The sequence below is a fragment of the Pelagibacterium sp. genome (assembly GCF_035555455.1).
Classification (GTDB): domain Bacteria; phylum Pseudomonadota; class Alphaproteobacteria; order Rhizobiales; family Devosiaceae; genus Pelagibacterium.
The window spans coordinates 1-19,775 of the sequence record NZ_DATMGM010000044.1 but is presented as its reverse complement, the minus strand read 5'-3'; the positions used below and the strand labels follow the sequence as shown (position 1 = coordinate 19,775).

21 protein-coding genes are annotated in these 19,775 nt (G+C 63.6%); 6 read left to right on the top strand and 15 right to left on the bottom strand.

What is annotated here, in order from left to right; translation table 11 throughout:
- From VNS12_RS08615 to cobF, 12 genes are all read right to left on the bottom strand, one after another.
- Positions 1-1,286: ABC transporter ATP-binding protein (locus VNS12_RS08615; RefSeq protein WP_325487416.1), on the bottom strand; the 1,286-nt coding region annotated here is incomplete at its 3' end.
- A complete protein-coding gene (locus VNS12_RS08610) occupies positions 1,283-1,564 on the bottom strand; it encodes a hypothetical protein (RefSeq protein WP_325487415.1) in 282 nt (93 codons plus the stop codon). The genes VNS12_RS08615 and VNS12_RS08610, both read right to left, overlap by 4 nt.
- Position 1,565: 1 nt before the next feature.
- Complete coding sequence (locus tag VNS12_RS08605) at positions 1,566-1,814, bottom strand: hypothetical protein (protein WP_325487414.1); 249 nt, start codon at positions 1,812-1,814, stop codon at positions 1,566-1,568.
- 55 nt (positions 1,815-1,869) lie between these two features.
- A complete protein-coding gene (locus tag VNS12_RS08600; protein WP_325487413.1) occupies positions 1,870-2,964 on the bottom strand; it encodes an ABC transporter permease in 1,095 nt (364 codons plus the stop codon).
- Positions 2,964-4,091 carry a microcin C ABC transporter permease YejB gene (locus tag VNS12_RS08595; protein WP_325487412.1) on the bottom strand — a complete coding sequence of 376 codons (1,128 nt, stop codon included), beginning with the start codon at positions 4,089-4,091 and terminating at the stop codon, positions 2,964-2,966. The genes VNS12_RS08600 and VNS12_RS08595 overlap by 1 nt, the downstream gene beginning before the upstream one ends.
- A gap of 510 nt (positions 4,092-4,601) precedes the next feature.
- Positions 4,602-5,360 (bottom strand): precorrin-4 C(11)-methyltransferase, encoded by a 759-nt coding sequence (cobM, locus tag VNS12_RS08590; protein ID WP_325487411.1) that lies wholly within the window; start codon positions 5,358-5,360, stop codon positions 4,602-4,604.
- The gene (gene cbiE, locus VNS12_RS08585; protein WP_325487410.1) at positions 5,357-6,568 is read right to left on the bottom strand and encodes a precorrin-6y C5,15-methyltransferase (decarboxylating) subunit CbiE; all 1,212 of its coding nucleotides are present in this window, start codon (positions 6,566-6,568) and stop codon (positions 5,357-5,359) included. Before cbiE ends, cobM begins: the two co-directional genes overlap by 4 nt.
- On the bottom strand, positions 6,561-7,322 hold the full coding sequence (locus VNS12_RS08580) for a precorrin-3B C(17)-methyltransferase (RefSeq protein ID WP_325487409.1): 762 nt from the start codon (positions 7,320-7,322) through the stop codon (positions 6,561-6,563). Before VNS12_RS08580 ends, cbiE begins: the two co-directional genes overlap by 8 nt.
- Complete coding sequence (locus VNS12_RS08575) at positions 7,319-8,050, bottom strand: precorrin-2 C(20)-methyltransferase (RefSeq protein ID WP_325487408.1); 732 nt, start codon at positions 8,048-8,050, stop codon at positions 7,319-7,321. The genes VNS12_RS08580 and VNS12_RS08575 overlap by 4 nt, the downstream gene beginning before the upstream one ends.
- Positions 8,047-8,679 carry a precorrin-8X methylmutase gene (locus VNS12_RS08570; protein ID WP_325487407.1) on the bottom strand — a complete coding sequence of 211 codons (633 nt, stop codon included), beginning with the start codon at positions 8,677-8,679 and terminating at the stop codon, positions 8,047-8,049. Before VNS12_RS08570 ends, VNS12_RS08575 begins: the two co-directional genes overlap by 4 nt.
- Positions 8,676-9,926 (bottom strand): hypothetical protein, encoded by a 1,251-nt coding sequence (locus VNS12_RS08565; protein ID WP_325487406.1) that lies wholly within the window; start codon positions 9,924-9,926, stop codon positions 8,676-8,678. Before VNS12_RS08565 ends, VNS12_RS08570 begins: the two co-directional genes overlap by 4 nt.
- Positions 9,923-10,678, bottom strand: a complete 756-nt coding sequence (gene cobF, locus VNS12_RS08560) for a precorrin-6A synthase (deacetylating) (RefSeq protein WP_325487405.1) — start codon at positions 10,676-10,678, stop codon at positions 9,923-9,925. The genes VNS12_RS08565 and cobF overlap by 4 nt, the downstream gene beginning before the upstream one ends.
- A 214-nt stretch (positions 10,679-10,892) precedes the next feature.
- Here cobF and VNS12_RS08555 point away from each other — a divergent pair, with 214 nt between their 5' ends.
- From VNS12_RS08555 to VNS12_RS08545, 3 genes are all read left to right on the top strand, one after another.
- On the top strand, positions 10,893-11,999 hold the full coding sequence (locus tag VNS12_RS08555; RefSeq protein ID WP_325487404.1) for a carboxynorspermidine decarboxylase: 1,107 nt from the start codon (positions 10,893-10,895) through the stop codon (positions 11,997-11,999).
- 74 nt (positions 12,000-12,073) lie between these two features.
- Positions 12,074-13,366, top strand: coding sequence for a saccharopine dehydrogenase family protein (locus tag VNS12_RS08550; RefSeq protein ID WP_325487403.1), 1,293 nt, complete (start codon positions 12,074-12,076; stop codon positions 13,364-13,366).
- 111 nt (positions 13,367-13,477) lie between these two features.
- Positions 13,478-14,278, top strand: a complete 801-nt coding sequence (locus VNS12_RS08545; RefSeq protein ID WP_325487402.1) for an IclR family transcriptional regulator — start codon at positions 13,478-13,480, stop codon at positions 14,276-14,278.
- Positions 14,279-14,329: 51 nt separating this feature from the next.
- On the opposite strand, the gene ggt is transcribed toward VNS12_RS08545, so the two are convergent.
- Positions 14,330-16,063: a gamma-glutamyltransferase gene (gene ggt, locus VNS12_RS08540; protein WP_325487401.1), complete on the bottom strand. Its 1,734-nt coding sequence runs from the start codon at positions 16,061-16,063 to the stop codon at positions 14,330-14,332.
- A 221-nt stretch (positions 16,064-16,284) separates the two neighbouring features.
- Between ggt and VNS12_RS08535 the strand changes: the two genes are divergently transcribed.
- A complete protein-coding gene (locus VNS12_RS08535) occupies positions 16,285-17,772 on the top strand; it encodes a DHA2 family efflux MFS transporter permease subunit (protein ID WP_325487400.1) in 1,488 nt (495 codons plus the stop codon).
- 63 nt (positions 17,773-17,835) lie between these two features.
- On the opposite strand, the gene VNS12_RS08530 is transcribed toward VNS12_RS08535, so the two are convergent.
- Positions 17,836-18,165 (bottom strand): cupin domain-containing protein, encoded by a 330-nt coding sequence (locus VNS12_RS08530; protein WP_325487399.1) that lies wholly within the window; start codon positions 18,163-18,165, stop codon positions 17,836-17,838.
- A gap of 127 nt (positions 18,166-18,292) precedes the next feature.
- Here VNS12_RS08530 and VNS12_RS08525 point away from each other — a divergent pair, with 127 nt between their 5' ends.
- The gene (locus VNS12_RS08525) at positions 18,293-18,499 is read left to right on the top strand and encodes a hypervirulence associated TUDOR domain-containing protein (RefSeq protein WP_325487398.1); all 207 of its coding nucleotides are present in this window, start codon (positions 18,293-18,295) and stop codon (positions 18,497-18,499) included.
- A 2-nt stretch (positions 18,500-18,501) separates the two neighbouring features.
- Positions 18,502-19,035 (top strand): DUF488 domain-containing protein, encoded by a 534-nt coding sequence (locus tag VNS12_RS08520; protein ID WP_325487397.1) that lies wholly within the window; start codon positions 18,502-18,504, stop codon positions 19,033-19,035.
- On the opposite strand, the gene VNS12_RS08515 is transcribed toward VNS12_RS08520, so the two are convergent.
- Positions 19,023-19,634, bottom strand: coding sequence for a uracil-DNA glycosylase family protein (locus VNS12_RS08515; protein ID WP_325487396.1), 612 nt, complete (start codon positions 19,632-19,634; stop codon positions 19,023-19,025). The two genes, VNS12_RS08520 and VNS12_RS08515, sit on opposite strands and share 13 nt — an antisense overlap.
- Positions 19,635-19,775: the final 141 nt, after the last annotated feature.

Below are 19,775 nucleotides of genomic sequence, written 5' to 3'. Positions count from 1 at the left end.
CCGCCGGAAAATTCGTGCGGATAGCGGTGGATGGTCTCGGGGTCGAGCCCCACTTCCATCAGCACCGCCCGCACCCGTTCGGCACGGTCGGCGGCGGAAAGGTGCGCAAAATGCACCCCCAGCCCCTCGGCAATGATATCGCCGACGCTCATCCGGGGCGACAGCGAGCCATACGGGTCCTGAAACACCACCTGCATATCGGCGCGATAGGCCCGCATGGCGCGAGAAGTCTTGCCCTGCACGTCCTCGCCCAAAAATACGATGCGGCCCTGGGACGACACCAGCCGCAGGATGGCGAGCCCCAGCGTCGTCTTGCCCGAGCCCGATTCCCCCACCACGCCCAGCGTCTCGCCTTCGCGCACCTCAAGGTCGATATCGTCGACAGCCTTGACGTGTCCCACAACGCGCCGCAACAGCCCGCGCTTGATCGGGAACCAGACCCGCAGGTCCTTGACCTCGACGATAGACCGGCCCGCTTCGACCGGTGCGACAGGAGTTTCGCCCAGCTCGCTCGACAGCAATTGCCGCGTGTAGGGATGTTGCGGGTTGGCGAACAGCTCCGCGGTCTCCGCGCGTTCGACGATCTCCCCCTCGCGCATCACGCACACCCGGTCGGCCATGCGCCTGACGATACCCAGATCGTGGGTGATGAACAGCATCGCCATGCCCATGCGGCGTTGCACGTCCTTGAGCAGATCGAGAATCTGCGCCTGCACCGTGACATCGAGCGCGGTGGTCGGTTCGTCGGCGATCAACAGGTCCGGCTCGCAGGCCAGCGCCATTGCGATCATCACCCGCTGGCGCTGTCCACCCGAAAGCTGGTGCGGAAACGCGTCCAGCCGCGATTGCGGATCGGGAATCCCCACCGCTTCGAGCAGCTCGATCGTCCGTGCCCGCCCCGCCGCGCGCCCCATCCCGCGATGGATCGACAACACCTCGCTGACCTGTTTTTCGATGGTGTGCAGCGGGTTGAGCGAGGTCATCGGCTCCTGAAAGATCATCGACACCGCATTGCCGCGCACTTTGCGCAGGGCCTTCTCATCCGCTTGCAGCAGATCCTGCCCCTTGAACAGGATTTCCCCCCTGGGATGCGATGCCGCCGGGTAGGGCAGCAGCCGCAATACTGACAGCGCCGTCACCGATTTGCCCGATCCCGATTCCCCCACCAGCGCCAGCGTCTCTCCCGGCGCAATCTCAAAACCAACATCCCGCACCGCCTCCACCCGCCGCCCCTCCACCTGAAACGCGACATCAAGATTGCGAACGGAGAGCAGGGGAGGGGTCATGGGCGAAGCCACAAATAGATGATTTCGAGCACGTCGAGCGTTGGCCTGATGACGGTCAGAAGCATTTCGAAGCCGTCCATAGCCTCCTGGTTCTGCTCCCTGAACGGACGGACGAGCGTTTCTGCTAGCGCAAGCTCGCTGGCTACGAACGGAGGCAATCCGCTATCGGTCACCGCATCGATGATCGCGGGCAGCATGGCTGCCGCTGCAGGGTCATCGCTCCGTCCGAAAGCGGAGATCAGCACATTGCTATCGAGATAAATCCTTCCGAACGGCAAGCTAATCGTCCCATTCGTCGCGCAGGTCCCGCACTTCTGCTACGATTTCCTCCATGCTGCGCGCCGAAGCCTTGTTCCGCTCTTGCGCCGCTCGCAGCATTGAGGCGACCTCCGATGCAGTCACCGGTCGCTCCGCGTCCTTGGGTTCCTCCTTTACCTCAAGCGTCACCAATCCCCCGCGCGAAAAATGCTTGCGCAAATCCTCTGGCAATTTGTCCACCGGATAGTGGTTGCGTACGATCCTGGTCATGGTCGGCTCCATGGACTTGGTTTCCCAATATAGTCGTTTTGCCTGCCCATTCCCATCACCCGAACGTTTTGCGCGGATCGAACCCGTCGCGCACCGCTTCGCCGGCAAAGACCAACAGGCTGAGCATCACCGAAATCACGGCAAAGCCGGTCAGCCCCAGCCACGGCGCTTGCAGGTTGTTCTTGCCCTGCGCCAGCAATTCGCCCAGCGAGGGCGAGCCGGGCGGCATGCCGAAACCGAGAAAATCGAGCGAGGTCAGCGTTACGATCGACCCGCCCAGGATAAACGGCATGAAGGTGATCGTGGCCACCATGGCGTTGGGCAACAGGTGGCGGAACATGATGGTCCGGTTGCCGACCCCCAGCGCCCGCGCCGCCTTCACATATTCGAAATTGCGCCCGCGCAGGAATTCGGCCCGCACCACCCCCACCAGCGCCACCCACGAAAACAGCAGCAATATTCCCAGCAGAACCCAGAAGCTGGGTGCCAGAATGCTCGATATGATCAACAGCAGGTAGAGCGAAGGGATCGCCGTCCAGATTTCGATGAAACGCTGGAACAACAAATCCGTCCAGCCGCCGAAATAGCCCTGTACCGCACCGGCGGTCACCCCGATAACCGAGGAAAACCCGGTGAGCACCAGCCCGAACACCACAGAGATGCGAAAGCCATAGATCAGCCTCGCCAGCACGTCGCGGCCCTGATCGTCAGTGCCTAGAATGTGCATATTGCCCAGTCGGCACCCTGGATCGTTTACGCCTTCGCGATAGCGCGCGCAGTTTTCCTCCCGGCTCATCAGCCAGCTTGGCGGGGTCGGCGCGGGGCCGGGCAGGGCGGTATCCACCGTCCTGTGCGAAAAGCGAAACAGCGGCCAGACCGTCCATCCATGCGCGTCGATCTCGCGCTCGATCACCGAGGAGCGATACTGGGTCACCGCCAGAAACCCGCCAAACTTGCTTTCGGGATAATCCACCACGACCGGAAACAGCAGTTCCCCCTTGTAATAGGCAACAAGGGGCCGGTCATTGCTGATGGCTTCGGCAAACAGCGTCACCACGACCAGAACGACGAAAATCCAGAACGAGACATGCCCGCGTCGGTTGGCGCGGAAATTGGCCAGCCTGCGCCGGTTGATCGCCGAGAGCGCCATCAGACCTCCCGCGTCTCGAAATCGATGCGCGGATCGATCCACATATAGGTCAGGTCCGAAATCAGCCCCAGCACCAGCCCGACCAGCGAAAAGATATAGAGCGTCGCAAACACCACCGGGTAGTCCCGCGTCAACACCGACTGGAAGCCCAAAAGCCCCAGCCCATCGAGGGAAAAAATCGTCTCGATCAGCAGCGAGCCGCCAAAGAACGCGCCGATGAACGCACCGGGAAATCCGGCAATCACGATCAGCATCGCATTGCGGAACACATGCCCGTACAGCACCCGGTTTTCGCTCAGCCCCTTGGCCCGCGCCGTCACCACATATTGCTTGCGGATTTCATCGAGGAATGAATTTTTCACCAGCAGCGTCGAGGTCGCAAACGCCCCCACCGCCATCGCCGTGATCGGCAACACCAGATGCCAGGCATAGTCGAGGATTTGCTGATACCACGGCATGGAGGCGAAATTGGCCGAGGTGAGCCCGCGCAACGGAAACACCGACCAGAAGCTGCCGCCTGCGAACAGTACGATCAACAGGATCGCCAGCAGGAAGCCCGGAATGGCGTAGCCGATGATCACCACCCCCGATGTCCAGATATCGAACCGCGACCCGTCCCGCACCGCCTTAGCGATCCCAAGCGGAATGGAAATCCCGTAGGAAATCAGCGTCATCCACAGCCCCAGCGATATCGAGACCGGCATTTTTTCCAGCACCAGATCGATCACCGAGATATCGCGATAATAGGATCGCCCGAAATCGAACCGCAGGTAATCCCCCAGCATGGAAACGAACCGCTCCAGCGGCGGCTTGTCGAACCCGTACTGCGCCTCGATCTGGGCGATGAATGCCGGCGACAGCCCGCGCGCACCGCGATAGGCCGATTGCACCTGCTCGCCGGAATTCTGCGCCGCCGTGGACGCGTCAGCGCCCCCTTGGCCGCCAAAATCCCCCTGCACCGCCCCCGTCACCCGCGACAGCGCCGACACATCCGTGCCCGAATAGCGGGCGATGGCCTGCTCCACCGGTCCGCCGGGGGCGAACTGGACGACAAGAAACGACACCACCATGATCCCGAACACGGTCGGGATCATCAACAACAGGCGTCGCAAGATATAAGCGGCCATCACCTCTCCCAGCCCGGCGCCGAGTCACCTCCCCAGCATGGCCTCTTTGCCGCAATGGGCAAGAGTTTTATCCGCTCAACCTGACCTGCGCCGCCCTCGCAGGGCCGATGAGGGACGCGCTGCGCTTGACCCTCACACTCCACCGGCTACTCGATCCCGGGTCTCCGCCCGGGATGACTCTGGCGACTTAGGCAGGTCCCGCGTCTCGCCCCCCACCTTTGTCATCCCGGACTTGATCCGGGATCCAGTACACACCAGCGCTTGCAGCCAGACCTCCGCACAGCCAACCTTCCCCCTGTCCCCTTGGGGCGAAGGTGCTCGCAGGGGCCGATGAGGGACGCGCAGCGCTTGACCCTCACACTCTGCCGGTTACTGGTTCCCGGGTCTCCGCCCGGGATGACTCTGGCGACTTGATCAGGTCCTGCGCCTCACCCCCACCTTTGTCATCCCGGACTTGATCCGGGATCCGGTACACACCAGCGCCCGGTGCAGTCCGCAGCCCCGCCCCCGCTACTCCCGCCCGCGGAACCGTCTCTGATACGCGGCATCATACAGCGAACTGTCGGAAAACCCTTCCGCCCCCAGCGTCCGCCCGACAAAGATGATCGCCGTCCGTTCGATGGGGTCGTCTGCCACCTTTGCCGCGATATCGCCCAGCGTTCCGCGCACGATCCGCTCTTGCGCCCAACTCGCCCAGGCAACGATCGCCACCGGGCAATCCGCCCCATAGAGCGGCGTCAATTCTGCCACCACCTGATCGAGCGCATGAATGGCAAGATGGATGGCCAGTGTCGCACCGGTCGCGCCGAACCCGGTCAGCGTCTCGCGCTCCGGCATAGGCGAGGCGCGTCCGGAAACGCGGGTCAAGACCAGCGATTGCGCCAGTTCCGGCTTGGTCAGTTCCTGCCCCAAAGCGGCAGCCGCAGCGGCGAAAGCGGGTACCCCCGGCGTCAGCGTATAGGGAATGCCGTGCTTTTCGAGCCGTCTGATCTGCTCGGCCACCGCGCTCCACACCGACAGATCGCCCGAATGCAGCCGCGCCACGTCCAGCCCGGCCTCATGGGCGGCCACATATTCCGCCTCGATGTCTTCAAGCGCCAGTGGGGCCGTATCGACCAGTCTGGCCCCCTCGGGGCACCAGCTCAGCATCTCCCTGGGTACGATCGAGCCTGCATAAAGGCATACGGGGCACCGCGCCAGCAGGTCGCGTCCGCGCACGGTGATGAGGTCTGCAGCCCCCGGTCCGGCGCCGATGAAATGAACGGTCATTTGGTCCACGCCCATTGGGTGATCGGCATCGCAGGCCGCCAGCCGCTCATCGCCCCCAGCGCTTCGGCGCGGGTGATCTGCAAACGGGTGAGGGTGCCGCCCATCTGCTGATGCAACAGCGTCAGAACCGCTTCCATTTCCAGCGTCACCGCATTGGCCACCAGCCGCCCCCCGGGCCGCAGCGCGTTGATCGCCGCGTCGATCACGCCATCATCGGTGCCCCCGCCGCCGACAAACACCGCATCGGGCCTCGCAAGGTTTTCAAGCATTTTCGGCGCAGCACCGGCTTTGACCGTAAGCCCCGGCACCCCCATCAGCGCCGCATTCGCGCCAATCCGCGCGGCGCGCACCGGATCGGCCTCAATCGCGATGGCCGACAGCGTTGGGTCGGCCAGCATCCATTCGATGCTTACCGATCCCGATCCCGCGCCGATATCCCACAGCACTTCGCCCCGGCGCGGGGCCAGCGCCGCCAGCGTCAGCGCCCGTACTTCGCGCTTGGTGATCTGCCCGTCATGGTCGAACCACTCGTCCGGCATTCCCGGCGTCATCGGCAGGACCCGCGCGTCGGCATCGGCCAGAACATCGATGGCCAGCACGTTGAGCGGCGAAATCTCGTCGAAATTGAACGATTGCGCCGGCATGGTCCGCAGCTTTTCCTTCGGCCCGCCCAGCGCTTCGAGCACGGTTAGCGCGCTCTTGCCGAACCCGGCCTCGGTCAGAAGCGCCGCGATCTGCCCCGGCCCGTCGCCATCGGCGGTCAGCGCCAGGATTTTCCGCCCCGGCTGCAAATGCGGGCGGATCAGCTCGATCGGTCGCCCGTGCAGCGAGAGCACGGTGACATCCTGCAACGCCCAGCCCATCCGCGCCGCCGCCAGCGACAGCGACGAAGGGCTGGTGATCACCAGCATTTCCGCTGCCGGAACGCGCCGCGCCAAGGTTGCGCCAATGCCGAAATAGAACGGATCGCCGCTGGCCAGCACGCACACCCGCTTGCGCCCGCGCAGCCGCGCTACTTCCTCCACCGAGGTTTCGATGGGGCTTTGCCAGCGCCGTTGTTCGGCGACGTTCATGCTGCGCACGAGGTTGAGGTGGCGCTGCCCGCCAAACACCACTTCGGCGTTCGCGATCAGCGATTTGGTGAGGTCGGTCAGCCCGTCCAGCCCGTCCTCGCCAATGCCCACAATGGTCAGCCAGCGCTTATTCATCCTGCTTCACCCAGCGCGGCGTATAGACAAGATCGCTCTGTCCCTCGCGCGCCACCACGCGCGTCAGGCGGTTGCCGACAATCAGGCAGGTGGACATGTCGATATCCTCCGGACGCACCGTTGCAAGGGTTTGATGGCCGACCGTCTCGTCCTTGCGTCCCACGGCACGGCCAACGATCACCACGGTCTCCCCGGGCAGGATCGTGCGCAGCATATCGAGCGCCGCGCCAAGCTGCCAGGGCCGCGCCTTTGAGATCGGGTTGTAGAACGCCATCACAAACCCCGCTTCCGCCGCCGCGCGTACCCGCCGCTCGATGACGCTCCAGGGCTTGAGATTGTCCGAAAGCGAAATGGCGCAAAAATCATTGCCGAGCGGTGCCCCGATCCGGGCCGCCACCGCCAGCATGGCGGTAATGCCGGGCACGACAACCAGTTCTGTTGCAGCCCAGCGCTCCGGCTCCGCGTCCAGCGCTTCACACACCGCAGCCGCCATGGCGAACACGCCGGGGTCACCGCCCGAAACCATGGTCACCACATGCCCGCCAGCAGCAAGGTCCAGTGCCGCACGCGCCCGGTCGAGTTCCTCGCGATTGTCCGAGGGCAGGGCGGTCTGGTCGGCCCGCAGGTCCAGCCGGTCGATATAGGGCTTGTAGCCCAGAAAATGGCTCGACGCGGCAATCGCCTCTTGCGCCTGCGGCGTCATCTGCGCCGCAGTGCCGGGCCCGAGCCCCACGATATACAGCGTTCCACTCATGGCCGCTCTTTCCAGCCCGGCACCAGCACCTGGCTGAAATAGGGGGCCGGGCTGTCGTCGCGTTCGGCCAGCGCAATTACCCTGGCCTCTTCCATGGTGCCGCGCTCGACATAGATCGCCCCGTCGAGCTTGCCGCTCGCTGCCAGCGCCTGCCGGATTTTTGGCAGATTGCGTCCTACCTTCATGATCACCGCGCTGTCGGTTGCCGCCAGCCGCCGCTCCAGCTCCGGGCCGTCGAGAGTGCCGGGCAACACCGTGAACACGTCATCGCCCTGCATCAGCGGCACCCCTGCCTGCGACCAGCAGCCCGAGAGCGACGTCACGCCCGGGATCACTTCGGTCGGATAGCTCTGCGCCAGCCGCACATGGATATGCATATACGAGCCATAAAAGAACGGATCGCCTTCCGAGAGCACCGCCACCGTCCGTCCCGCATCGAGTTGGGCAGCAATCTGACGCGCGGATTCATCAAAAAATCCGGCAATGCTGGCGCGGTAGTCCGGCCCGTGCCGGTGCATTTCGGTGGTCACCGGATAGGCCAACGGCAACTCGATCACCGTTTCCGGCCGGTGCTGGTCAACGATCCGACGCGCATTGCCCGGCCTGCCGCGCTTGAGGAAATGGGCGATCACGTCCGCTTCCCCCAGCGCCCGCACGGCCTTGAGTGTCAAAAGTTCCGGATCGCCAGGCCCTGTCCCCACGCCGATCAGTCGGCCCGTTGGGCTCATATACCGGTCCTCGCCAGCGCATTGAGCGCTGCGGCGGTCATCGCGCTGCCGCCCATCCGGCCACTGACCGTCGCAAAGGGAATACCGTAGGAATGCTCCATCAGCGCCTCTTTCGATTCCACCGCCCCGACAAAGCCCACCGGCATGCCGATGATCACTGCGGGCTTGGGCGCGCCGTCGCGCAGCAGTTCGAGCAGATGGAACAGCGCCGTGGGCGCATTGCCGATGGCGACGACCGCGCCTTCGAGCCGCGGCAGCCAGATATGGAGCGCAGCCGCCGAGCGGGTATTGCCGAAATCGCGGGCCAGATGCGGGGTTTCCGCATTGTTGATTTCGCAGATCACCTCGTTGTTGGCCGGCAGGCGCGCCCGCGTTACTCCCCGCGCCACCATTTCGGCGTCGGTGAAGATCGGCTTGCCGCGTTTCAGCGCTTCGCGCCCCGCCTCGGCAAAGCCGGGAGAAAAATGGAAATACTGCGCCGCGTCCACCAGCCCGCAGGCGTGGATCATGCGGATGGCGATGTCGGCTTCCGCCTCGGAAAAGCGCGACAGATCGGCTTCGGCGCGGATGGTTGCGAAGGACTTCCGGTAGATGGCGTCGCCTTCGCGGATGTAGTCATATTCAATCATGGAGGCCCCAGCCGGCTCAGACAATCGAGCGTCGTCTCGCCGGACTTCCGATTATCGCGGATTCGCTCCACGAGGGAAACGATATCGGCTTCAATAGCCGTCGGGTCAAAGGTTGCAAGCTGTCTCTGTGTCGCGCTGTCATAGAGCACCAGCCGGTTGCCGTCGAGCATCACCCCGGGCCGCCCGGTAAACGCACAACCCTTGGCGCAGGTCGAGACATGGATATGGACCGATCCATCGAGCAGATCGGGCGCAATCCGCGCCAGCGCCCCCGTCAGCTGCGCCGCGTGGATCACCCCGCCATCGCTGCTTTCCGCCCCTGAGCACAGCGTCAGCCTGCCGCCCGCAGTGTCCGGATGCGCCCACCAGCCTGCCGCTTCCAGCGCGTCGTCCAATCCCTCGCCATCGCCCTGTGCCCCGACCAGCACCAGCGTCCGCTCCGGCGCTGGCCGCGCCTCACCAACCCCGAACGCCGCCATCACCTTCGAGAGCGCCCGCACCATATCCGGGCCGACCTGCCCGAACGGCACCCCGACCCGCAGCGCGTATCCCGCCCGCATATGCAGCCGCCCCAGTGCTACCCGTCGCCGTTCGGCCCCACCGGCCACCGATAGTTCCCCAATTGCTGCCAATTCCCCGGCGTCCAGATCGGTGGCCCTCGCCCTCGGTCCCTTGGCTTGCAACGCGCCGAGCAACCGCCCCACCATTTCCGTCACATCGGCTTCGTCGAGCAGGCCCATTCCCGAGCCGCCCACTTCCAACGCCCATCCCCCCAACGCCGCCCGCAACCGGATATCGGCCTTTTGCCCATCCAGCCCGATCTGCCCGCCATCCTCGATCACCAGCGCCAGTTTCGGCGACAGCGGCGCTCGTTGCAGCGCCTGTGCGCACACCTGGCGCAAGCGTTTGGCCAGTCCGCGCGGATCGGCCAGCGCCTCGGGATCGTCCCCGGCGATGGAAGAAAATTCGATGGCGGGCAGGCGCAGGGCGACGATATCCGCCGCCTCCAGCGCCATCCGAAATGCCCCCGCCGACGCCTCCGACAGCCCCCGTACCTGCACATTGCCCCGCGCCGTCACCTCGATCAGCCCGTTGCCATGCCGCTCCGCCGCATCTGCCAACGCATCGAGCTGCGCGGGCGAAAACCCCCGCTCGGGCCGGAATCGCGCCAGCAGCCCGTCCGCCACCTCCATCGGGTCGTCGAGCGTCGGGCACGCGCCGCGCGGGGCAGGGGCGCGCCGCGTCATCGCCCGACTGCCCGCCGCAGCAGGTAGATATCCATGATCCACCCATGCTCGGCCCGCGCCGCCTCGCGCGTCTTTGCAATTGTGCCGGAAACCTCACTCAGCGCGCCTTCGATCAGGATCTGCTCGCTCATGCCCACATAACCGGCCCAATAGATATGCAGCCCTTCCGGGTCGATGGACGCGAAGGTCTGTTTCCCGTCCAGCATCACCACCACGCTGTCCGCCCCCTCGGGCCAGCCCTGTGCCAGCTTGCGCCCGGTGGTAATGATCACCGGATTGCCCACGCTGTTGAGCGGGATCGCAAAGGCCGCCGTCAGCGCCGCAATCGCGGTAATCCCTGGCACAACCCTGATCGAAAACTCTTCTCCCAGTGCCCGCACCCGCTCCAGTATCCGCAAGGTGCTGTCATAGAGCCCCGGATCACCCCAAACGAGCAGCGCAGCGGTTTCGCTTTCGTCCATGTCGGCGATCATCGTCCGGTATTGCCCGGCAATCGCGTCGTGCCAGTCGGCGACGCCCGCCTCATAGCTGGGGTTGGCTGCGTCGCGCACCGGCAGTGCGAATTCAGTCACCCGCAGTCCCGGCGCGGCAAACCGCTCGACAATAGCATGGCGGACCGCCGCCAATTGCGCCTTGTCCTCGCCCTTGGTGGGCACAAACAGCACGTCCGCGCTCCGCAGCGCGGTCAGCCCTTCCATGGTCATGTGTTCGGGATTGCCCGTTCCAATGCCGATGACGACGATCTTGCGCACTCTGTCCTGCCTGTCCTGTGGAAGATTGCCTTAAACCATAGGGCGGCCCCCCAAGGCAAAGCAGCCAAAACGCCGCGACGCTTTTACCCAGCCCCATTGTGGCATAAAGGGTCTTGTCTCCCCGCCTGGCAATCTCTATGTGGAGCCCACCCGTTTTGGCGGGCCGCCATCCCTCAACCCGCGCGCAAGCGCCCAGGAGGTTCGATCGTAAAGATTGACGCTACAGACACCCTATTATCTGCTCGACAAATCGGTACTTCTCCGAAACCTGGAAAAAATATCGTATTTGCGTCAGACTTCGGGCGTCAAATGCGTCCTTGCGCTCAAGGCATTCGCCACCTGGTCGGTGTTCGATCTGATGGCCGAGTACATGGATGGCACCACCTCGTCCTCGCTCTATGAGGTCCGGCTTGGCCGCGAAAAGTTCGGCGGCGAGACCCATGCTTATTCCGTTGCCTGGGCCGATCACGAGATCGACGAGGCCATTGGCCATTGCGACAAGATCATTTTCAATTCCGTGGCCCAGCTCAACCGCTACGCCGATAAGGCCGAAGCGGCGGGCAAGAAGGTCGGCCTGCGGCTCAATCCGGGCATTTCCCATTCCCACTTCATTCTCGCCGATCCGGCGCGCCCGTTTTCACGTTTGGGTGAGTGGGACATGGAGCATGTCCGTCCGGTGCTCGATCGTATTTCCGGGGTGATGTTCCACTTTAACTGCGAGAATGACGCGTTCGAAACCCTCGACGCGCTATTGACGCAGATTGAGGACCGTTACGCCGATATTTTGCATAAGCTGGAATGGGTTAGCCTCGGCGGCGGAATCAGTTTCACCAAAGACGGCTACCCCCTCGACCGCCTCGCGGAGCGCCTCAAGGCGATGAGCGAGCGCTTTGGGGTCCAGCTTTATCTCGAACCCGGCGATGCCTCCGTCACCGGTTCGACCACCCTTGAAGTGACCGTGCTCGACGTTGTGTACAACGGCAAGCACGTCGCGATTGTTGACAGCTCGACTGAAGCCCATATGCTCGATCTGCTGACATACGACGAATATACCAGCGTGGCCCCCAATACCGGGCCGCACACGTATATTGTCTGCGGCAAAACTTGCCTTGCCGGAGACATTTTTGGAGAGTTCCGGTTCGAGCATGAGCTGAAAATCGGGGATCGTATCTCGCTCCTCGATGCCGCCAGCTACACCATGGTCAAGAAGAACTGGTTCAACGGGGTCCAGATGCCGTCGATTGCGGTGCGCCAGCTGGACGGGCAAGTGGAACTCGTCCGTGAGTTCACGTTTGAGGACTACGCGCAGAGCCTGTCGTAACCTTGGGGTGAGATCCTGATTTCGACAGACTGGCGTAGCTTGGTTCAATCTCTGCAAAAGGTGTTACGTGCGAAGTGAAGAAGAACGTTCTGATTCTCGGTGCCGGAGGTGTGGCGCAGGTCGTCGCCCATAAAGCTGCAATGGCCAATGATGTGCTGGGCGATATCCATATCGCGTCGCGCACCTTGTCCAAGTGCCAGGACATCGTTTCGAGTGTCCTGGAAAAGAAGTCGCTCAAAAAGCCCGGTATCATCGAGGCCCATCAGCTTGATGCCCTCGACGTCGAAGCGACCAAGGCGCTGATCGCGAAAACGCGGTCGCAAATCGTCATCAATGTCGGCTCCGCCTTTATCAACATGTCGGTCCTTGAGGCCTGCATCGAGACCGGTGCCGCCTATATCGATACCGCCATTCACGAAGATCCCGCGAAAATCTGCGAAACGCCTCCCTGGTACGCAAACTACGAGTGGAAGCGGCGCGAGCGGTGTGACAAGGCCGGTGTCACCGCGATCCTTGGGGCCGGGTTCGATCCCGGCGTCGTCAATGCCTTTGCCGCGCTTGCGGTGGAGGAATATTTCGACACCGTCGACTCCATCGATATCATCGACATCAATGCCGGCTCGCACGGCAAGTATTTCGCGACCAATTTCGATCCCGAAATCAACTTCCGCGAGTTCACCGGCACGGTTTACACTTGGCAGGACAGCCAGTGGACCAGCAACCAGATGTTCGAGATTTCGCGGACCGACGATCTGCCCGTGGTCGGCGAGCGCACCTCCTATCTGTGCGGCCATGACGAAATCCATTCGCTGGCAGCAAATCTGGACGTTCCCAACATCCGCTTCTGGATGGGGTTCGGCGAGCACTACATCAACGTGTTCACCGTCCTCAAAAACCTCGGCCTTCTGTCCGAGCAGCCCGTCACCACTGCCGAAGGTGTCGAAGTGGTCCCGCTCAAGGTGGTCAAGGCCGTTCTGCCCGATCCCTCGTCGCTGGCCCCCAATTACACCGGCAAGACCTGCATCGGCGATCTGGTGAAGGGCAAGAAGGACGGCAAGGATCGCGAGGTGTTCATCTACAACGTCGCCGATCACGCCGAGGCCTATCGCGAAGTGGGCAGCCAGGGCATTTCCTACACCGCGGGCGTGCCCCCGGTGGCGGCGGCCATCCTCGTTGCCAAGGGCATCTGGGATGCCCACAAGATGGTCAACGTGGAAGAACTGCCCCCGCAGCCCTTCCTCGGACTGCTCAACAAGATGGGCCTGCAGACCTCGATCCGTGACGAGAACGGCGAGCGCGAGCTGTCGTTTGACGATTGGACTCCGTCGGCCCGCCCGGCTTCGGACAAGATCGCCGTCAAGCGCTGATGGCAGCGGCATCTTGAGTGTTTTCGGGGTCCGCCATGGCGGGCCCCTTTCTTTTGCGCAAATGGATTTTGCATGGTCTATGCTCCCGTCGTCAGACAGGGAGCACCATTGATGAGCGATGCGTCGATCACCGCCACCCCGCGCTCGGGGATTGTGCAATCCGTGGATCGGGCCATGGCGATCCTGGAAGTTCTGGGCGATGAGGAGGAAGGCTGCCGCCTTTCGGATATCGCGCGGAGCACCGGCCTGTCGGTCTCGACTGTCCATCGCCTGCTCACCACCCTCGAACAGCGCCGCTTCGTGCAGTTCAACCGCTCCGATAATCTCTGGCATGTGGGACGCGGCGCGTTTGCCGTGGGCTCTGCCTTCACCCGCCAGCGCAATTTCGTAGCGCCCGCGCTGCCCATCCTGCGCCGCCTGCGTGACCAGACCCGCGAAACCGCCAATCTTGGTATCATCGAGGATGGGGAGGTAGTCGTGCTCACCCAGGTGGAAAGCCGCGAGATCATGCGCGCCATCACGCGGGTCGGGGGCAGGGCGCCCGTCGCCAGCTCCGGCATGGGCAAGGCCATCCTCGCCGCCTATCGCGATGCCGATGTCGATGCGATTATCGCCCGCCACGGCCTGCGCCGCTCGACGCAGAAATCGATCACCGATCCGGCCCGGTTTCGCGCCGATATCACCGCCATCCGCCAGCGCGGCTATTCCCTCGATGACGAAGAATATGTGATGGGCCTGCGCTGTGTGGCCTCTGTCGTTTATGGCACCGAGGCCGAACCGGTCTGCGCCGTGTCGATTTCCGGCCTGTCGGTGCGGGTCACCGATGACCGGGTTGCCGAACTTGGCCGCATCGTTTCCGAGGCAGCCAGCGAATTGACCCACGCCCTGGGCGGACGCTTGCCCGAACACTAAGGCGGACCGGAAACCGGCCCGCCTCGTTTATTGGCGCAGAGAGAACGAGCTTTACTCGCCCATCACCTTGCCTTCGCGCCGCTTGTCGGCGGCCCCGATCAATCCGTCCTCGGTGATCTGGATCACGTGCAGCCCGGAATTGAGGTTGGCGATCGCCACCTCATGGCCCAGCGCGGTCAGCGCCGCGGCCATCTCTTCGGCCCCTTCGCCTTCCTCGACGCTGGTGCGTCCGTTGAGGTTGGTGACATGGGGCAGGTCGATGGCCGCTTGCGGGTCCATTTCCCAGTCGAGGATCGCCACCAGCGACAGCGCCGTATAGTCTATGATATTGGCGCCGCCCGGGCTTCCGGTCAGCAGCACCGGCGCGCCATCGGCAAACACGATGGTGGGCGCCATGGACGAACGGGGCCGCTTGCCGGCCTCGACCCGGTTGGCGATCGGTAGTCCGTTGGCCTCGGCGGCAAACGAGAAGTCGGTCAGCTCATTGTTGAGCAGATAACCGCGCGTCATCACCCGGTTACCGAACCCGCTTTCGATGGTCGTCGTCGCCGAAATGGCATTGCCATGGCTGTCCAGGATCACGAAATGCGACGTGCCGTGGCGGGGCCGTTCGGTGTCGGGGGCCAGTGCCTGCGACCAGCCCGGAGGCGTGCCCGGCTGGGCCACACCCATCGATGCGTCGGGATCGATCAGGGCCGACCGTTCCGCCAGATAGGCTTCGTCAAGCAGCCCGTCGGGCATGTTCACAAAGTCCGTATCGCCGATGTAAAGGCCACGGTCGGCAAAGGCCAGCCGCGAGGCTTCCGCAAACAGGTGCCGCGCCTCGACGCCTTCGCCGATAGCGGCCATGTCGAACGGCTCCAGCAGGCCCATGATCTGCCCCACGGTCAGTGCGCCCGAGCTTGGGGGCCCCATGCCGCAGATGTCATAGCCGCGATAATTCATGCACACAGGATCGCGCTTGACCACCTCATAGGCGGCCATGTCCTCCATAGTCAGCATTCCCGGATTGATATTGGTGTTGAGCGCCGCAACGATATCCTCGGCGATCTCACCGGTATAGAACGGCTCCGACCCCTGTTCGGCGAACAGTTGCAATGTCGCTGCATACTCCGGGTTGACGAGGTTCGTGCCCTCGGCCAGCGGAGTGCCGCCCGGCAGGAAATACTCCCCCGTCGCAACGAATGTATCGAGCCCATCGGTCCCGGCGATCGAATCCGCCATGCGCTGGGACACCGAAAATCCGTTGGTGGCGGTGTCGATGGCTGCCTGCAACAGGTCGCCAAACTCCATGCTGCCATGGTCGGCATGCAGCACTTCCATCAGCATGGGTGTTCCCGGCACCCCGGCCGAACGGCCCCCGACCACGGCTTCCATGAAGGGGATGGTCTCGCCATCGGCATTGAGCCAATAGGTGTCATCGGCGGCCAGCGGTGCCTTTTCGCGCGCGTCATAGGTGACCAGTTCGCCCGCATCGGCGTCCCAGTAAACCAGGAACGCTCCCCCGCCGAGGCCCGAGCTTTGCGGCTCGACCAGCCCCAGCATCGCCTGCACGGCGACCATGGCGTCGGCTGCGGTTCCACCCGCTGCCAGCACGTCATATCCGGCCTGTGTCGCCAGCGGATGCGCTGTGGCGATCATGAAATCGGACGCTGTCACCGACTCCCGCTCGGCGATTGCGGTAGTGGCCTCCGGTTGCGGTGGGTCCTGCGCCAGCGCGGTCCCCGATAATAGGAGCGCGGCTGAAACCAACAGCCCGCCGCTGCCCAAGTGCATGGTCCTCATCTGTTCCTCCCGTTTTTCTTTATGCCGGCCTGCAACCAGCGCCATAAGTGAAGACTTATGTAGGCTGGGAGCGCAAGCCCTTATGGTAAACCCTGTGGAGTTGAAGTCGCGTTCTTCTGCTGTCAGGGGCTTGACTTTGCAGTCCAGGAGGCAGATTAAACGCGGCCCTGTTTTTTGCGCCCGGCCGTCTGGCCGCTGCGTCAGACTTAAGAGACACCATCATGTCCCCGACCGAGATTCCCGGCGCTTCCGCGCCCGATGACTCGTTGATCGATCGCGAAACCGCGTCCCGCAACCGGCTGGTGATTGCCCTGCTGCTGGTTTCGGCCTTTGTCGTGATTCTCAATGAAACCATCATGAGCGTGGCGATTCCGCATCTGATGGGCGATCTGGGCATCACCGCGAGTGCGGCCCAGTGGCTGACTTCGGCCTTCATGCTCACCATGGCCGTGGTCATTCCCATCACAGGTTATTTGCTCCAGCGTCTCAACACACGGCCCGTCTTTGTGCTGGCCATGAGCTTGTTCAGCGCCGGTACGGCCGTGTCGGCCATTGCGCCGGGCTTTGAGGCCCTGCTGCTTGGCCGCGTGGTTCAGGCCACCGGCACGGCAATCATGATGCCGTTGCTGATGACCACGGTGATGAACCTTGTGCCGCCCCATGCGCGTGGGCGCACCATGGGCAACATTTCCATCGTGATCTCGGTGGCCCCGGCCATCGGGCCCACCATTGGCGGCTTCATCCTCGAACATTTCGACTGGCGCTGGATGTTTATCCTCGTGCTGCCGATCGCGCTGGCATCGCTGGCTCTGGGCTATGCCAAAATTCAGAACGTTAGCGCCCCCACCAAGGCGCCGTTCGACGTTCTTTCCGTCATCCTGTCGGCCCTTGGCTTCGGTGGCCTGGTCTATGGCCTGAGCAGCCTGGGGCAGGGTGGTGGGGCCGGTACGGTGTTCCCCTCCTGGCTGCCGCTGGTTGTCGGTGTGGTGGGCCTCGGCGTGTTCATCGCCCGCCAGTTCTCGCTCCAGAAGCGCGATGCCGCCTTGCTCGATCTGCGCACCTTCGCCACGCCGATCTTCACGATCAGCGTCGTGATGATGGCCATTTCGATGATGGCGATGTTCGGCTCGCTCATCCTGTTGCCCATCTACATGCAGAACGTCCTCGGCCTCGAAATCTCCCAGGTCGGCCTGATGCTGCTTCCGGGCGGGTTGCTCATGGGGCTGATCGCGCCGCTGGTCGGACGCCTGTTCGACAAATACGGGCCGACCGTCCTGCTCGTGCCCGGCTCGGCTCTGGTGAGCATTGTCCTGTGGACCATGACCACGCTCAATCCCAACACGCCGGTGATGTTCCTCCTCGGCCTGCACGTCACGCTCAGCCTCGGGCTGGCGCTGATGTTCACGCCGCTGTTCACGTCGAGCCTCGGCTCGCTGCCGCGTCACCTCTATCCGCACGGCAGCGCGGTGATCGGCACCGTTCAGCAGGTTGCGGGCGCGGCGGGCATCGCCTTGTTCGTCTCCCTGATGTCCATGCGCACCGCCGATCTGATGGCCCATGGCGTGCCGGAACTCTCGGCGACCTCGCAGGGCATCCAGCTTGCCTTCCTGTGCGGCGCGATCACCTCGCTGTTCGCGATCGTGGCGGCCTTCTTCATCCGTCGCCCGCCGGAACGCCCCATGGACGCCGAGGCGGTTCCGGGACACTGACCCATAGACCCATGAACAAAGGCCCGACGCTCCAGCGCCGGGCCTTTTCTCATTCTAAAGGCTTTATTCTGGCAGCAGCACCACAGTGAGCAGCAACCGCGAGGCCTCAATGCCCCGCACCGAATGCGGTGTGCCGCCGTCGAGAAACAGCCATTCCCCGGCATTCATCGTCACCGTCCGGTCCGGCAGGCCCAGTTCCGCCTGTCCCTCGATGCAATAAAGCGTCAGCGGCCCGACAACGCTGTGGCTGGGGATTTCCTTGCCCGCCTCGACAACAAGATGGATGGCCGTGAAATGGTCGGTCTTGACCAGTGCCGAGGTCAGCATGGCCAAAGGCTCGGATGGCGGCTGCAACGAGATCGCCTGCGCCGGTTCTATGCGAATAAGGGCCATGTCTTCTCCCGGAAAAATGTTGCCACTCCCGACACCAGAGCCCAAGGCAGTGGTCCTGCGACATCGTATGCGGGAACTTGTCCCTTGCCCATGGGTTTCGACAGAGAGACGATTACGGGAGGCAGATATGGCCAAATTCGCCATTGGCGATCACGTCCGCTGGAATTCCGAGGCCGGGATGGTTTCGGGCAGGATCATCAAGATCCACACTGCCGATTTCCACTACAAGGGCCATCCGCGCCACGCCAGCGCCGACGCCCCGCAATACGAGATCGCCAGCGACAAGACCGATCATGTCGCCGCGCATAAGGAAACCGCGTTGCACAAGGTCTGATCGTGCCCCCGCATCCGGTTTTCACCGTCGGGCATTCGAACCGCACGCTGGACGATTTTCTTGCCATGCTGCGCAGCGTGGGCGTCGATTGCGTCGCCGATGTGCGGCGTTTTCCCCGCTCGCGGGCCAATCCGGCTTTCAATATCGATACCCTGCCGACAGCGCTTGCGGAGGTCCAGATCGCGTATCGCCAGTTCCCCGATCTGGGGGGCCGCAGGGCGCATCAATCCGGGATCGATCCGTCCATCAATGGCTTCTGGACCCATGCGTCCTTCCACAACTACGCCGATTTCGCGCTCACCGAACCGTTTGCCGCCGCGCTCGATGACCTTGTCGCCCTGTGTGAGAGCCGCACCTGCGCGCTGATGTGTTCGGAAGCGGTGTGGTGGCGCTGCCACCGGCGCATCATCGCCGATTATCTTCTGGCCCGCGGGTTCGAGGTGCGGCACCTGATGGGTGAGGGGCGGGCCGATCCGGCCAGTCTCACCCCGGGGGCGGTGATCACCCCGGAGCGCACTGTAACCTATCCCGCCTGACCGCCGGTCCCCAGCACATCCCGGACCCGCTGGCGCAACACCGGCAGCAAGTCGGCCTCGTACCATGGGTTCAGCCCCATCCAGCGCACCACGCGCCAACTCGGATGGGGCAGGGGGATAGTGTCCGGCAGATGGTCGCGAAAGCCGCGCACCGTTTCGCCCAGCGACAGGCGCTTATTAAGGTAATGGGTCTGCGCGTAGCGCCCCACCACCAGCGTCAGCCCGATATGGGGCAGATGGCTGCGCAAGCGCTCGTGCCAGGTTGGCGCGCAGCGGCGCATCGGCGGCAGGTCGCCGCCGCCCTTGGGATTGGGCCCGGGATAACAAAACCCCATCGGCATGATGGCGATCTTGTCGGGATCGTAAAACTGCTCGATATCGATCCCCATCCAGTCGCGCAGCCGGTCGCCGCTATCGTCGCGCCACGGCACTCCGCTTTCATGCACCTTGCGCCCCGGGGCCTGCCCGATAATGAGGATGCGCGCGCCCAGCCCCGCCTGCACCACCGGACGCGGGCCGAACGGCAGGTCCGCCGCGCACAGCGTACAGCGGCGGATGTCGCTCAACAGGGTGTCGAATTCTAATTGCTGCGAGGCCATCTTGTGTCCCGGAACCGGACTGTCCGACCAAGTGGATACCATTTTTGCCGCCGCCACCGAAGGGCTTTACGCCGTCCGTTCGCTGACCATCGCGCCCTTGCGCCCGCTCAGCAGCGCAAAGGCAACAGCCCCCGCGCACGA

Coding starts and splice junctions, on each gene's coding strand:
- VNS12_RS08605 (WP_325487414.1), bottom strand. CDS start 1,814: ATGACCAGGATCGTACGCAACCACTATCCGGTGGACAAATTGCCAGAG.
- VNS12_RS08600 (WP_325487413.1), bottom strand. CDS start 2,964: ATGGCGCTCTCGGCGATCAACCGGCGCAGGCTGGCCAATTTCCGCGCC.
- VNS12_RS08595 (WP_325487412.1), bottom strand. CDS start 4,091: ATGGCCGCTTATATCTTGCGACGCCTGTTGTTGATGATCCCGACCGTG.
- cobM (WP_325487411.1), bottom strand. CDS start 5,360: ATGACCGTTCATTTCATCGGCGCCGGACCGGGGGCTGCAGACCTCATC.
- cbiE (WP_325487410.1), bottom strand. CDS start 6,568: ATGAATAAGCGCTGGCTGACCATTGTGGGCATTGGCGAGGACGGGCTG.
- VNS12_RS08580 (WP_325487409.1), bottom strand. CDS start 7,322: ATGAGTGGAACGCTGTATATCGTGGGGCTCGGGCCCGGCACTGCGGCG.
- VNS12_RS08575 (WP_325487408.1), bottom strand. CDS start 8,050: ATGAGCCCAACGGGCCGACTGATCGGCGTGGGGACAGGGCCTGGCGAT.
- VNS12_RS08570 (WP_325487407.1), bottom strand. CDS start 8,679: ATGATTGAATATGACTACATCCGCGAAGGCGACGCCATCTACCGGAAG.
- VNS12_RS08565 (WP_325487406.1), bottom strand. CDS start 9,926: ATGACGCGGCGCGCCCCTGCCCCGCGCGGCGCGTGCCCGACGCTCGAC.
- VNS12_RS08545 (WP_325487402.1), top strand. CDS start 13,478: ATGAGCGATGCGTCGATCACCGCCACCCCGCGCTCGGGGATTGTGCAA.
- ggt (WP_325487401.1), bottom strand. CDS start 16,063: ATGAGGACCATGCACTTGGGCAGCGGCGGGCTGTTGGTTTCAGCCGCG.
- VNS12_RS08535 (WP_325487400.1), top strand. CDS start 16,285: ATGTCCCCGACCGAGATTCCCGGCGCTTCCGCGCCCGATGACTCGTTG.
- VNS12_RS08530 (WP_325487399.1), bottom strand. CDS start 18,165: ATGGCCCTTATTCGCATAGAACCGGCGCAGGCGATCTCGTTGCAGCCG.
- VNS12_RS08525 (WP_325487398.1), top strand. CDS start 18,293: ATGGCCAAATTCGCCATTGGCGATCACGTCCGCTGGAATTCCGAGGCC.
- VNS12_RS08515 (WP_325487396.1), bottom strand. CDS start 19,634: ATGGCCTCGCAGCAATTAGAATTCGACACCCTGTTGAGCGACATCCGC.